Origin of the sequence: Sphingomonas sp. Leaf231 (assembly GCF_001421995.1) — a bacterium.
Lineage (GTDB): Bacteria > Pseudomonadota > Alphaproteobacteria > Sphingomonadales > Sphingomonadaceae > Sphingomonas.
On sequence record NZ_LMLS01000002.1, the window covers coordinates 311,901 to 325,251 of the forward strand.

Consider the following 13,351-nt stretch of genomic DNA (forward strand, 5'->3'; position numbering starts at 1 on the left):
GTGACTCGCATTAACAGGACTGCTGAGTAAGGGGAAGTCGTCAATGACATCAGCATGCCTCCTGCGCGGCGTCGGCGCCGCAGCCTTGATCCTGGGCGGGGTGGTGACGCCAGTCGCAGCCCGAACGATCGCCGGACCGAGCGGTGTCGTCGCCGAAGATGCCGCGGAGAGGGAAGCGGACGCGCAGGTCGGCCAGGTGGTCACCGTCACCGCGACGCGCAGCGACAAGTTCGTGGAGGACGTCCCGCAGACCGTCTCGGTCATCGACGCTGCGACGATCCAAGATCGCCTGATCAACGACGTCAAGGATCTGGTCCGCTACGAACCCGGCGTCGCAGTGCGCCGTGCGCCGGCGCGATTCACCGCAGCCGGATCGTCGACCGGACGCGATCGCGACAGCGGCTTCAACATCCGCGGGCTGGAGGGCAATCGGGTGCTCATCACCGTCGATGGTGTGCGCGTGCCGGATGCCTTCAGCTTCGGCGCGCAATCGGTGGGGCGCGGCGATTACGTCGATCTCGACCTGTTGCGATCGGTCGAGATACTGCGTGGCCCGGCGTCCGCCTTGTACGGAAGCGACGGCGTGGCGGGTGCGGTCAGCTTCATCACCAAGGATCCGCAGGATTTTTTGCGCGATGGTCGGCTGGTGGGTGGGGGCGCGCGCCTCGGCTACGATTCATCCGACACCAGCTGGACCAAAAGCTTCGTGGTGGCAGGGCGGACCGGCGAGCTGCAGGCGATGGTGGCCTACACCCGCCGCGACGGGCACGAACTGAAGAACAAGGGTCGCAACGACAGCGCGAACACCCGTCGCACCACGGCCAATCCGCAGGATGTCGCCTCGAACGCGCTGCTCGGCCGCCTCGTCTGGATGCCCGACGACCGAAACCGGATAAGGTTGACCTACGAGCGGTTCGCTTCGGTTGTGGACACCGATGTGCTGAGCGCGATCACCGCGTCCGCGTCGCCCACCGCAACCTCGGTACTGGGGCTGGACGCGCGCGACACCACCGTGCGGAACCGCGGCACGATCGACTACCGTCACACCGGCAACGGAATCGTCAGCGGCATCCGCGCAGCGGCCTATTATCAGAAGAGCGGCACCGTGCAGGTCGGGTGGGAGGATCGTCGCGGCACCGACCGGATCCGCATCAATCGCTTCGACAATGAAGTCCATGGCGGCATGCTGCAACTGGAGAGCCGGGCCACGACCGGTCCGGTGCGCCACCTGTTCGCCTATGGCGCGGATTATTCCCGGACTCGTCAGACCGGGGTGCGCGACGGCACGCTGCCGCCTGCGGGCGAGAGCTATCCGACGCGCGCTTTCCCGACCACTGATTACCAATTGGTCGGCGTCTTCGCGCAGGACGAGATCGCCGTGGCCGACGGGCTGCTGACGCTGTTTCCCGCGATCCGTTACGATCACTACAGGCTCGATCCGAAGAACGACCCGCTTTTCACCACCTTTACCCCGCGCGCGCAGCGTGGGTCGAAGGTCACGCCGCGTATCGGCGCGGTGGCGAAGCTGACCGGCGGCGTGCGGCTGTTCGCCAATTACGGCGAGGGTTTCAAACCCCCGGAGCCGAACCAGATCAACAACGGTTTCGCCAACATCGTCGCCAATTACCGCTCGATCCCCAACCCCGATCTGAAGCCGGAGACGAGCCGCAGCATCGAGGGCGGCGTTCGCCTGTCCGGAACGCGGTGGTTGCTGAGCGGCACCGCGTTCAGCAGTCGCTTCCGCGACTTCATCGATCAAGTGCAAGTTTCCGGCGCGTTCACGCCCACCGATCCCGCCGTCTATCAATTCATCAATCGCGGGCGGGTGAAGATCGAGGGGCTGGAGGCGCGGGGCGAAGCGCGCCTGTCGTCCGGGCTGGGGCTGCGTGCGGCCGCTTCCCATGCCAGGGGCCGGATGCGCACCGCAGGGGTCGCGGGCAGCGCGCCGCTGGACAGCGTCGAGCCGGTGAAGGTCGTCGCCGGCTTCTTCTACCAGCCCGACGACGCGCCGTTCCGTGCCGAGGTCGTGGCGACGCACGCCGCCGGAAAGAACCTGTCCGATACCAACAACAGCTGCAACACGCCCGCGCAGCCGGCGACGTCGACGCGGCCAGCGGTGCCAGCGACGTCCTGCTTCACGCCCGACGGTTTCTGGGTGTTCGATGCCACCGCCTCGCTCCGGCTCGGCGACGCGGGCACGATCCGCGCCGGCATCTTCAACATTACCGACAAGCGCTATTTCTGGTGGAGCGACGTGCGGGGCCTGACCTCCTCCTCGACCATCCGTGACGCCTTTTCGCAGCCGGGCCGCAACGCCGGCGCGTCCTTCTCGCTCGTTTTCTGAGGTACGATCCGATGAACCGTCTCCTGCTTCTCGCCGCTGCCGGACTCGCCGTCCTCGTTGCGTCTCCGGCCCGCGCCAGGACCGCTCGGGACATCGCCGATGCGGCGCAATATGGCGATCGCGCGCGCGACCATGCCGCGATCATGAAGATGGCCGGCACCTTCAAGGTGACGTTCGACATGCGCGAGACGACGCCGCTGGTCGCCGGCTACACGCCCTATCCCGCAAAGCTGAGCGGCGGACACGAAGTGGTGCGCGCCGTCGTCGATACACCGGATCATGTCGTTCTTCAGCACCTGCTGGTCGTGGGCGACGGCAACGGCAAGACGATGGTCGTCAAGCACTGGCGGCAGGACTGGACATGGCAACCTGCCAGAATGCTGGTCTATGTCGGCCCGGGCCGCTGGGTCTTGCGCCCGGTTCCCGAAGCGGAGCGGCGCGGTGCGTGGTCGCAGACGGTGTGGCAGACCGACGATTCGCCCCGCTATGGCGCCATCGGCCGCTGGCGTTACGATGATGGCGCGACGCGCTGGACCGGCAACGAGACACGCCGGCCGCTCGCGCGACGCGACGCGACGCGCCATCCCGCATACGACCATTATCTGGGAACCAACCGCCACGTGTTGACGCCGGCCGGCTGGGTGCATGAGCAGGACAATGCCAAGATCGGCACGAAGGACGGCCAGTCGGTGACCTTCGTCCACGAATATGTCGTCAACACCTACGTCACGGCCACCGACTTCCCGATCAAGGCCGCAAACGATTACTGGGACAGGACGAGGGAATATTGGGCGTCGGTCCGCGCCGATTGGGACGCGCTACTCCGCCGCCAGTCGCGGATCACGCTGGGTGAAGTCGCCGATGTCGGTTCGTCGACCGCGCATGAGCTGATGCTGCTGGCGGACGACATCATCTCCGGAGAGGCGACATCGGCCGCCGCGCGTGCAGAAGCGACCCGCCTGATCCGGCAGGACGCGCAGCCCTGAAATCAGGTAGTCCGCTTCGCCCTCCACAGGCGATCCAGCAGGTCAGCCGAGAAGGCCGAGGAGATGCAGGGCCAGGCCAGCGGCCGATGTGCCGACCAGCGTGAGGATGACGTTGGCGCGCAGCCGGAACACGGCGACCCCCGCCAATCCTGCAAGCAACGTCGCCCACGGATCGATGCTGCCGATCACGGGAGCGTCGAAGTGGATCGGCCCGACGGCAAGCGTCGCCGCCTCACGGAACAGCGTGTGGAGCGCGAACCAGACCGCCAGATTGAGTACCACGCCGACGACGGCCGCGGTGATGGCCGAAAGTGCGCCAACGACGGCGACGTTTCCCCGCAAGCGCTCGATGAAGGGCGCGCCAAGAAATATCCACAGGAAGCACGGCACGAACGTAACCCACGTCGCCAGCAGCCCGCCCAGCGTGCCTGCCAGCAGCGGGGATAGTGCGCCGGGATCGCGATAGGCACCGAGAAAGCCGACGAACTGGAGCACCATGATCAACGGACCCGGCGTCGTCTCGGCCATACCCAGTCCGTCGAGCATCTCGGACGGGCTCAGCCACCCATTCTGCTCGACCGCTTGCTGCGCGACATAGGCGAGTACGGCATAGGCACCTCCGAAGGTCACCATCGCCATCGTCGAGAAGAAGGTGGCGATACGGCTGAACACGTGATCGGGGCCAAGAGCGATCAGCAGGGCAGCAACCGGGATCAGCCACAAGGCCAGCCAGATCAGTGCGGTGAGTATCGTTTCACGCCGGGCGGGCCGTGCGTGCGCGGGCAGTTCCTCGCCAAGCAGCGTGTCGGCATCGGCCACGCCGGACTGCTTCGAAGAACCGTGCCCGCCGCTGCGGAATGCCGCATGGCCCTGCCGGCCCGACCACCAGCCGACCGCGCCGGCACCCAGCACGATCAGGGGGAATGGCGCATTGAAGAAGAAGATCAGCACGAACGACGCAAGCGCCAATAGCCGCGTCGCCGTGGTCCTGAGGGCCCGCGCGCCGATCCTCGTCACTGCTTGCAGCACCACGGCCAGCACCGCCGCCTTGAGGCCGAAGAACAACGCCGAGACGATGCCGAGACGTCCGTACAGGACATACACCCAGTTGAGCGCCATGATCGCCGCGGCCCCGGGCAGGATGAACAGCACCCCTGCGACGACGCCGCCCTTCGTCCGATGCATCAGCCAGCCGATGTAGGTGGCGAGTTGCTGCGCCTCCGGCCCCGGGAGCAACATGCAATAATTGAGTGCGTGGAGGAAACGCTGTTCGCCGATCCACCTTTTCTCGTCGACCAAAATGCGGTGCATGACCGCTATCTGACCGGCCGGCCCGCCGAACGACAGCAGCGCGATGCGCAGCCACACCCAGAAAGCCTGACCAAGCGTGACCGGCCGCGGCCGATCCCGCGCACCGACGTCCATGGTGTTCGTCGTCATGCCGGCGCCTTGTTGCGCGCGGGTTGGTGCGAGGACCAATCGTGCCGCTCACCCGTCGCATCGCGGCACCACCGGTACAGGGCGTCATACACGGCCATCCCTGCTTCGAGCTGGATATGATCGTCACCATGGACGCGCGACAGGCCGAGTGAGATGGCCAGCAGGCCGGCGGCCTCCGGCGCCAGATCCAGCCGGTCGGTATCGGCGCCGCGTACGATCGTGGCGAGCCGCACCAGTGGCCCATGCGCGCCCAGCCCGAACGCCTCGACCATCAGGTCGAAGGTGCAAAGATCGTCGCGATGGCCCCAGAAGACGCGATCGTCGGCCAGATCGAAGGGCTCGGCCCGCTGCTGCGCGGCGACGGCAAGCACGTCGCCGGGCGCGACGAAAAGGAACCGTGCCGCTGGATCGATGAAGCGCCGGATCAGCCATGGGCAGGCGATCCGATCGACCTTCGGACGCGCGCGCGTCACCCACCAGGTTCTTCCGTCGTCGTGCCGCGTCGGCAGGGGAGCCAGCGAAACGGTCGGCAATCCGGCGGCGGCCCAGGCCGCGAACCCACCTTCCAGCACCTCGGCCGGCATACCGTCGCTCCGCGAGATGGCGGCTGCCGACACCGCCGTGTCCCGGCCATCGTCATCGACGAAGACGAGAGACGTACCGCCCGCGCGCCTCCATGCGGCCGGTTCGTCGCCAGCGGGGTACCACGAACCCGGAATAGCCCGGGCCGGCGCAGCCCGCAGATCGACGATGCGCGGAGATCCGGGAAGCGCGATCAGGCGCGCGAGCGTATCCGGGGCGATGGCGTTGTGAGCGGGCATGGCGCGTCCTTGTCACTTGGGCTGGACGCGATTCTTCGGCTGGCGCCTCGTGGGGAGATCGCATTCCCCATCCACTCAATCAGCCACGGCGGAAACGGCTTGTCAATCGGGTAGAGGAGGCGGGCGCTCGACCCCGTTCCGATCGAAAGGTGACGGAGCGCAGCGCCGTCTCAGCCCGCGCGATATACTTCCGGCTCGCGCAGACCGGGTGGATGCCGCCTGCGCGATGCGCCACGGCGTTACTTCCCGGCCACCCCCACCTTCACCACATCGTCCGGCGCGTCGTGCAGCTTGAGATACAGCGTGTCGCCGACCGGCTTCGGCACGGCCAGCGCGTTGCCGACGAAGCCGACCGGCACCGGCTGCGCCGCGGCGAAGTCGGGGGTGGCGGATGTGGCGGCGATCACGAACAATGCCTCGCCGCGCAGCTCGCACGCCTCGGCGTTGCAGGTGAGGCGCTCCAGTTCGGGCAGGCGGACGACGCGCGCCAGCGGTTGCCATTCGCCGGTCATGTCGCCCTGCACCAGCCGCATCTTCAGCGCGCCGAGCGCCGCCGCGCCAAGCGTCTCCTTCGGCACGAAGCTGGCCACCACCACGTCGCCGCCGACCGCCTGCACCTTGCCCGATGCCAGTGTCAGCTTCGCGGCGGCGGTGTCATCGGCGGTCGCGACCTCGATCGCGTCGGTCGGGGTCAGGCGGGTGTTGATGACCCGCGCGGAGAAGGTGAGCCGTGCCTCGGGCGCGAGCGCGTGGTCCGGGAGGGTCAGCGGCAGGCGACCGTCGCGCCACGCCATCTCGACGTTGCGGCTGACCAGCTCGACGCGCGGGCGCGGCGGGGTGATCGTCGCGCGGACCGTCGTGGTGCGGCCGTCCTTCAGCGTCACCTTCGCATCCGACGTCCCGAGCGTCAGCGTCTCGGTATTGCCGACGGTGGTCAGCGCGAGCCGATCGCCGCCGCCCATGTCGCGTGTCAGCCCGGCGGCAGCGAAGGTCAGCCCCGCCACTTCCAGTTTCGCGACCTGATCGAGCCGTGCGCCGACCAGCCGCCCTTCCTTGTCGCCGGTGTAGAGCGTGAAGCCTTCCAGACGGCTCGCCTCGGTCTGGCCCTTCAGCGTCAGCTGCGCAGGTGCGGCACCGCCATATTGCGCGACCAGCAACGTCAGGTCGCCGGGTTTGACCCGGGCGAGCGGCAGCGTGGCGGTGATCTCGTCCGGAGCGCTCGCCTTCCACTCGACCGGCTTTGCGGTGCCGCTGCGATCACGCAGCGCCACTTGTTCGACGCAACTCGCCGCGCCGCCCTGTAGCGTCAGCGGCGCGTCGCGACCGACCACCACCGCATCATCGGGCTTCGCGGCCCAGGCGGACGGCGCGCCGTTCTGCACCGGAAAGCGCGGGCCGGTGAAGGTGTCGAAACCCCAGCGCCCGGTCAGCACCGCCTCGCCGATCGCGCTTTGCGCCAGTTTCCGTGCGTCGGCGGAGACGACCAGCCCGCCGCGCTCCGCATCGGCGACGACCGGCAACTCCACGCTACGTCCGTCCTGCAGGCCGAGCCGGAGACGCAGTTCGCGCGCGAAACCCGTGGCGAACAGCAGTGGCGCGTCGTCCAGCCGTAATGTCAGGCCCGGCTGCGCCAGGCAGACAGCGTCCTTCATCGCCGCGCGCAGCGGCGGCAGCGCGCCGTTGCCGATCGGCGGCAGCGGGGCGACCAGCACCGTCTGCGGATTCTGGAACGACGGCGGGTTGTTCAGCTGAAGCCGCAACCGGTTGCCCGATCCCACCGCCAGCGCGGGGGCATATTGATAGCTGGCGCTGCGGAACACGCCGAACAGCCGCGCGAAATCGCGCGCGAGCGAGATATACGGGCTGTACAGGCCGCCGCCGCCCTCCTTGGTGGCGGCCAGGCTGTATGCGAATTGCGTGGTGGTGCCGCCGAGAACTTCGGCAAGCGTGGTGCCGCCGCCGGTCTGAAGCACCATGCCGTCGCGATTTTGCGTCAGGCACGACGCCTGGAGCGAGCGCGCCCGCGACAGGCAGGCGGCGTCGAGCTTGATCGCCAGCGTGGAGGCGAGCGCGGTGGAAACCGGCACGAGCCGCTCGGGCGCGGATTCCTCGATCCTCGCGACCCCGCCGACGAAAGTTTCGAGCCGCGCACGGTCGAGCGAGGCCTGGAACAGATCCTGCGCGGCGCGGACGAACACGCCGGGACGGCCGCGCACCGCCTTGACCAGCGCATTGTAGCCGCCGCCGGTTTCGGGTGCCATGAAGGCGATCGCCTGCTCCGCGCCCTCCGGTACCGTGATCGCCAGCGTCGCCTTCTTCGGCTTCTTGTCCCAGGTTTCGGCCTTGAAGAACCAGTCCTTGGGCGGCGGGTTGGTCGCGCCGCGCAGGAAGGCGACGATCAACAGATAACGTGCGGACTGGTCCGCGGGCAGATCGGCCTTCACCTCCAGCCGGTCGCCGGGGCGGATCGACGGCACCTCGCCGGCGGGCAGCGTCACCGCGCCGCGGGTGACGCGCATCGTCAGCACCGGGCCGGCGAGATCGAAGGTGGTGCCCTGCGCCGCCGCCACGCCGGGCAGTACGATCGACAACAGGGCGCAAACGGCCAGCATACGGTGGAGAAGGGCACGCATCCGCGCGGGTATAGAACAGGAGTGCTGCCCGATGCCACCGCCCGCGGCGTTAACCCGGGCTAAACCACTTTCCTTCACTACGCGTCCATTCAATGGAGCGGGATGGGCGCGATGGCGAAGTCAGACACCACGGTCGACGTGGCGATCATCGGCGCAGGCCCGGCGGGGCTGACCGCAGGTTACCTGCTGACCAAGGCCGGTTATTCGGTCGCGATCCTGGAGCGCGACACGCGCTACGTCGGCGGGATCAGCCGCACCGTCGAGCATGAGGGCTTCCGTTTCGACATCGGCGGGCACCGGTTCTTCTCGCGGTCGAAGGAGGTCGTCGACCTGTGGAACGAGATCCTGCCCGACGACTTCATCGAGCGCCCGCGGATGAGCCGCATCTACTACGAGGGCAAGTTCTACAGCTATCCGTTGCGCGCGTTCGAGGCGCTGGGCAATCTGGGCATCGTCCGGTCGACGCTGTGCATGGCGAGCTTCGCCAAGGCCCGGTTGATGCCGAAGCGCGACGTGAAGAGCTTCGAGGACTGGACCGTCAACGCCTTTGGCCGGAAGCTGTATTCGATCTTCTTCAAGACCTATACCGAGAAGGTGTGGGGCATGCCGTGCGACCGGATGAGCGCGGACTGGGCGGCGCAGCGCATCAAGGGGCTGTCGCTGTGGGGCGCGGTGGTCGACGGGCTGAAGCGTTCGATGGGGCTGAATCGCCGACCCAATGACGGGATGGGACAGGCCAAGACGCTGCTGGAGAACTTTCGCTATCCGCGGCTCGGGCCGGGGATGATGTGGGAAGCGGCGCGCGACCGGATCGTCGAACGCGGCGGGCAGGTGATGATGGGCCACGCGCTGCACCAGTTGCGGCTGAGCGACGCGACCGGACGCTGGACGGTGACCGCGAACGGCTCCGACGGGCTGGTCGCCCTGAACGCCGGCCATGTCATCTCCTCCGCACCGATGCGCGAGCTGGCAAGCCGCATCCATCCGCTGCCCGCGTCGCTACCCGAGGCGTCGAACCTGAAATATCGCGATTTCCTGACCGTGGCGCTGATGATCCGTTCGCCGGACCTGTTCCCGGACAATTGGATCTACATCCACGATCCCAAGGTGAAGGTCGGCCGCATCCAGAACTTCCGGTCGTGGTCGCCGGAGATGGTGCCCGATCCGGCGATCGCCTGCGTCGGTCTCGAATATTTCTGCTTCGAGGGGGACGGACTGTGGACGTCGAGCGACGCGCAGCTGGTGGCGCTGGCCACCGCCGAGATGGCGACGCTGGGGCTGTGCGATCCCGCGCAGGTGACCGGCGGCGTCGTCGTGCGGCAGGAAAAGGCCTATCCGGTCTATGACGAGGATTATGCGCAGAACGTCGACATGCTGCGCCGCGAAATCGAGGGGCGCTACGCGACGCTGCACTGCGTCGGCCGCAACGGCATGCACCGCTACAACAATCAGGATCATGCGATGATGACCGCGATGCTGACGGTGCGCAACATCGAGGCCGGCGGCCGCGTGTACGATATCTGGGCGGTCAACGAGGATGCCGAATATCACGAAAGCGGCAACGAGGGCGATCGGGCCGCGGCGCTGGGCAGCGTTCGCCAGGTGCCGAGCGCGCTGAAGGCCGCGTAAGCTGACCCACGATCGGCGTCATGCCGCCGTCGTGCTCGGCGGTTGGGCGCTCGCCGCGCTCGTCCTGCTCGCCGCCGGCTGGGATGCGATCGTCACGCGGCGTTTCGCCGACGCCGACGATGCGATGCGGTTGCTGGAGGTGCGCGACTGGCTGGCCGGGCAGGGGTGGTTCGACGTCGCGCAGCACCGGCTGAACCGCGGCGACTTTCCGATGCACTGGTCGCGGCTGGTGGACCTGCCGTTGGCGGCGACGATGCTGTTGCTGCAACCGATGCTGGCGGCGACGATGGCAGAGCATGTCGCGCTGGTCGTCGTGCCGCTGCTGACGTTGCTGACGGTGATGGCCTTGGCCGCGTCCATCGCGCGGCGGATGGGGGGCGACGCGCTGGTCCTGCCGACGTTGCTGATGATCGGGCTGGCGATCCCGGTGACCTTCCAGTTCGCGCCGATGCGGATCGATCATCATGGCTGGCAGACGGTGATGGCACTGGCCGCGGTGCGCGCGCTGCTCGCGTCGCCCACCGGGCGGAGCGGTGCGGCAAGCGGTGCGGCGCTGGCGCTGTTGCTGACGATCTCGCTGGAGGGATTGCCGATCGCGGCCGCGATCGGTGCGGTGGCGGGACTCGGCTGGGTGGTCCGTCCCGCGCGCGGCGTGCAGCTGCGCGCGCTACTGTCGACGCTTGCGGGAGTGGCGCTGGCGCTTCACGCGGCGACGCGCGGTCCGGGGTTCTGGCTGGCGGCTTGCGACGCGATGGCCCCGGCGTGGCTGGGCGCGCTGGTGGCGGCAGCGATCGTCTTGGCGCTGGCGGCCGGGGTCGAGCGCCATGGCGCCGGTGCGCGCTTGGTGGCGCTGGGCGTCGCCGGCGCGGCGGCGGCGGCGACTCTCGTGTCGATCGCACCGGATTGTATCGCGGGGCCGTTCGGCAGCTTGCCGCCACTGGTCTATCGCATCTGGTATCTCTCCGTCCCCGAAGGACGGCCGTGGTGGGAGCAGGAGCTGGCGGCCGCCAGTTCGCTGATCGCGTTACCGCTGGCCGGTATTTTCGGCGGAGTGCTCGGCTGGCGCAGCGCGCGTGGCGCGGCGCGGGAACGCTGGGCGATGTTGCTCGTGCTGGTGACCACCGGCCTGGCGATCGCGATCCTCGTCACCCGCGCCGGCGCGACAGCCAACGCGCTGGCCGCGCCGGCGGCAGCGGTGTGGTTGACGGCGTTGCTGACGCGGGCGCGGCGCGTCGTCCGGACCGCGCCGCGGGTCGGCGCGACGATAATGGTGCTGCTGCTCGCCGCGCCGGGTACGCTGGCAGGAGCGGTCGTGCTTGCCCTTACGCCGGCGAAAAGCGTTCGCGCGGAGCAGAATCGTCGACCGTCCTGCGCCACCGCGCTCGACATGCGCGCGCTGGGCGTCCTGCGCCCGGGCATCGTCTTTGCGCCGATCGACGTGACGCCGGCGTTGCTGGTCGATACGCCGCACCGGGCGATCGCAGGCGGCTACCATCGCGGGGCGACAGCGATCGGGCGCGTCCTCACCGGGTTCATCGCCGCGCCGGACCAGGCGCGCGGCGTGATCCTGGCAAGCGGTGCGGACTATCTGGCGGTATGTCCGGGAATGCCAGAGATGAGCACGTACCGTACGATCGCACCCGGCGGATTGTGGGCGCGGCTAGAGCGCGGCGAGCGGATCGACTGGCTGCGTCCGCTGCCCGTGCGCGGGCCGGTGCTGGCGTGGCGCGTGATCCACCCCTTGCCGGAGGTACGGTCCGCCCCGTAAGGCGCAGTCGATGCAGCACGATCGGCTTCACTGGTGGCAAACGCGGTGGTTCGTGGTCGCGGCGATGCTGGCGGCGGCGATCCCGCTGCTGTGGCCCGAGATTCCACCGATCGTCGATCTGCCCGGCCATATGGGCCGTTACCGCGTGCAGCTGGATCGCGGCGCGCACCCGTGGCTGGCGGAATGGTATTCGTTCAAATGGGCGCTGATCGGCAATCTGGGCGTCGACCTTCTGGTCGAGCCGCTGTCGCCGCTGATCGGGCTGGAGGCGGCGGTCAAGCTGATCGTCATCGCCATCCCGATGCTGACTGTCGGCGGGTTGTTGTGGATCGCGCGCGAGGTGCACGGGCGCATCCCCGCCACCGCGCTGTTCGCGCTGCCGCTCGCCTATGGCTATCCGGTCCAGTTCGGGTTCGTGAACTTCGCGCTCTCGATGGCGCTGGCGCTGTGCCTGTTCGCCCTGTGGCTGCGGCTGGCGCGCCTTGGACGGCTGGGCCTGCGTGCGGGCCTGTTCGTGCCGCTGTCGTGTGTCCTGTGGGTGGTGCATACGTTCGGATGGGGCGTGCTGGGCGTGCTGGCTTTCTCCAGCGAGCTGATCCGGCAGCACGACCGGCGCAAGGAAGCGGGCAGCGGCCACTGGCTGGAAAGCGTGATCCGGGCCGGGCTGGGCTGCGTGCCGCTGGCGTTGCCGATGTTGTTGATGGTGGCGTGGCGATCGGGTGCCGACGTCACCGGGCAGACCGCGGACTTCTTCTACTGGCGCACCAAGATCGCATGGATCGTCATGGCGCTGCGCGACCGCTGGCTGTGGTTCGACGTCGGCAGCATGGCGGTGATCTACCTGGTGTTGTTCAAGGCGCTGCGCGACCCGCGGATCGGCTATTCGCGGCACCTCGGTCTGTCGGCGCTGTTCATGCTGGCGGTCTACATCCTGTTGCCGCGGATCGTGTTCGGATCGGCCTATGCCGACATGCGGCTGGCACCGTATATGATCGCGGTGGCGGTGATCGCGATCCGGCCGAAGCCGGGCACCACGTTCCGCCACGCCGCGGTGCTGGCCGCGCTGGGGCTGGCGTTCTTCGTCGCGCGGCTCGGCGGCACGACGATCAGCTTCGCGCAGTTCGACCGCGATTACGACGAGGAGCTGGCCGCGTTGCCGCATGTGCCGGTCGGCGCGCGGCTGATCAGCTTCGTCGGCCATAATTGCCACAATGCGTGGCGGATGTCGCGGCTGGAGCATTTGCCGGCCATCGCGCTGGTGCGGCGGCTGGCCTATACCGACGATCAATGGTCGATGGCCGGCGCGCAGCTGCTGACCGCTCGTTATGCCGCCGCGGGTGCCTATGCCCACGATCCGACGCAGATCGTCACGTCGGTGAAATGCCCGGCGGAATGGTGGCGTCCGGCCAATTACGCGCTGGCGCGCTTCCCGCGCGACGCGTTCGATTACGTATGGCTGATCCGCCCGCCGCCCTACAACCCGCGCTTCACCGTCGGGCTGAAGCCGATCTGGCGATCGCCGACCAGCAATTCGGTGCTGTTCCGCATCGACCACGATGCGGTCGTGCCGGAGGCGAGCGACGAGGAACTGGGCGTGCCGCGCTGGCTGGTCGAACGGATCAAGCGCCGCCGTGCGCGGCTGGAGGCGATGCGCGACCGGCAGGAGCGCGAGCAGGAACGGCTGGAGCGATTGCGGGTCGAACAGGCGCGCTAGGCTGCCGTCGGGCGGA

General features: G+C 68.4%; 8 protein-coding genes. 5 read left to right on the forward strand and 3 right to left on the reverse strand.

The features are described from left to right. The first annotated feature begins 43 nt into the window (after positions 1 to 43). Both ASE95_RS07760 and ASE95_RS07765 read left to right on the forward strand, forming a co-directional pair. A complete protein-coding gene (locus tag ASE95_RS07760; protein WP_082450007.1) occupies positions 44 to 2,344 on the forward strand; it encodes a TonB-dependent hemoglobin/transferrin/lactoferrin family receptor in 2,301 nt (766 codons plus the stop codon). Between the two features lie 11 nt (positions 2,345 to 2,355). Continuing rightward, positions 2,356 to 3,330, forward strand: coding sequence for a DUF6607 family protein (locus ASE95_RS07765; RefSeq protein WP_056634125.1), 975 nt, complete (start codon positions 2,356 to 2,358; stop codon positions 3,328 to 3,330). A gap of 42 nt (positions 3,331 to 3,372) precedes the next feature. Here the strand turns inward: ASE95_RS07765 and chrA are convergent, their stop codons facing one another. The 3 genes from chrA to ASE95_RS07780 all read right to left on the reverse strand — a co-directional run bounded on the left by chrA (position 3,373) and on the right by ASE95_RS07780 (position 8,224). Beyond that, on the reverse strand, positions 3,373 to 4,770 hold the full coding sequence (gene chrA / locus ASE95_RS07770; protein ID WP_056634128.1) for a chromate efflux transporter: 1,398 nt from the start codon (positions 4,768 to 4,770) through the stop codon (positions 3,373 to 3,375). Next, positions 4,767 to 5,591, reverse strand: a complete 825-nt coding sequence (locus tag ASE95_RS07775; RefSeq protein WP_056634131.1) for a chromate resistance protein ChrB domain-containing protein — start codon at positions 5,589 to 5,591, stop codon at positions 4,767 to 4,769. Before ASE95_RS07775 ends, chrA begins: the two co-directional genes overlap by 4 nt. 239 nt (positions 5,592 to 5,830) lie before the next feature. After that, positions 5,831 to 8,224 carry a hypothetical protein gene (locus ASE95_RS07780; RefSeq protein ID WP_056634134.1) on the reverse strand — a complete coding sequence of 798 codons (2,394 nt, stop codon included), beginning with the start codon at positions 8,222 to 8,224 and terminating at the stop codon, positions 5,831 to 5,833. A gap of 111 nt (positions 8,225 to 8,335) precedes the next feature. Here ASE95_RS07780 and ASE95_RS07785 point away from each other — a divergent pair, with 111 nt between their 5' ends. Genes ASE95_RS07785 through ASE95_RS07795 form a run of 3 tightly spaced genes read left to right on the forward strand, consistent with a single transcriptional unit; the run spans position 8,336 to position 13,335 of the window. Beyond that, positions 8,336 to 9,853 carry an NAD(P)/FAD-dependent oxidoreductase gene (locus tag ASE95_RS07785; RefSeq protein ID WP_056635925.1) on the forward strand — a complete coding sequence of 506 codons (1,518 nt, stop codon included), beginning with the start codon at positions 8,336 to 8,338 and terminating at the stop codon, positions 9,851 to 9,853. Positions 9,854 to 9,884: 31 nt separating this feature from the next. Continuing rightward, the gene (locus ASE95_RS07790) at positions 9,885 to 11,621 is read left to right on the forward strand and encodes a hypothetical protein (protein ID WP_056634137.1); all 1,737 of its coding nucleotides are present in this window, start codon (positions 9,885 to 9,887) and stop codon (positions 11,619 to 11,621) included. 10 nt (positions 11,622 to 11,631) lie between these two features. After that, positions 11,632 to 13,335, forward strand: coding sequence for a hypothetical protein (locus ASE95_RS07795; RefSeq protein ID WP_235528233.1), 1,704 nt, complete (start codon positions 11,632 to 11,634; stop codon positions 13,333 to 13,335). Positions 13,336 to 13,351: the final 16 nt, after the last annotated feature.

Coding starts and splice junctions, on each gene's coding strand:
- ASE95_RS07760 (WP_082450007.1), top strand. CDS start 44: ATGACATCAGCATGCCTCCTGCGCGGCGTCGGCGCCGCAGCCTTGATC.
- ASE95_RS07785 (WP_056635925.1), top strand. CDS start 8,336: ATGGCGAAGTCAGACACCACGGTCGACGTGGCGATCATCGGCGCAGGC.
- ASE95_RS07775 (WP_056634131.1), bottom strand. CDS start 5,591: ATGCCCGCTCACAACGCCATCGCCCCGGATACGCTCGCGCGCCTGATC.
- ASE95_RS07765 (WP_056634125.1), top strand. CDS start 2,356: ATGAACCGTCTCCTGCTTCTCGCCGCTGCCGGACTCGCCGTCCTCGTT.
- ASE95_RS07795 (WP_235528233.1), top strand. CDS start 11,632: ATGCAGCACGATCGGCTTCACTGGTGGCAAACGCGGTGGTTCGTGGTC.
- chrA (WP_056634128.1), bottom strand. CDS start 4,770: ATGACGACGAACACCATGGACGTCGGTGCGCGGGATCGGCCGCGGCCG.
- ASE95_RS07780 (WP_056634134.1), bottom strand. CDS start 8,224: ATGCGTGCCCTTCTCCACCGTATGCTGGCCGTTTGCGCCCTGTTGTCG.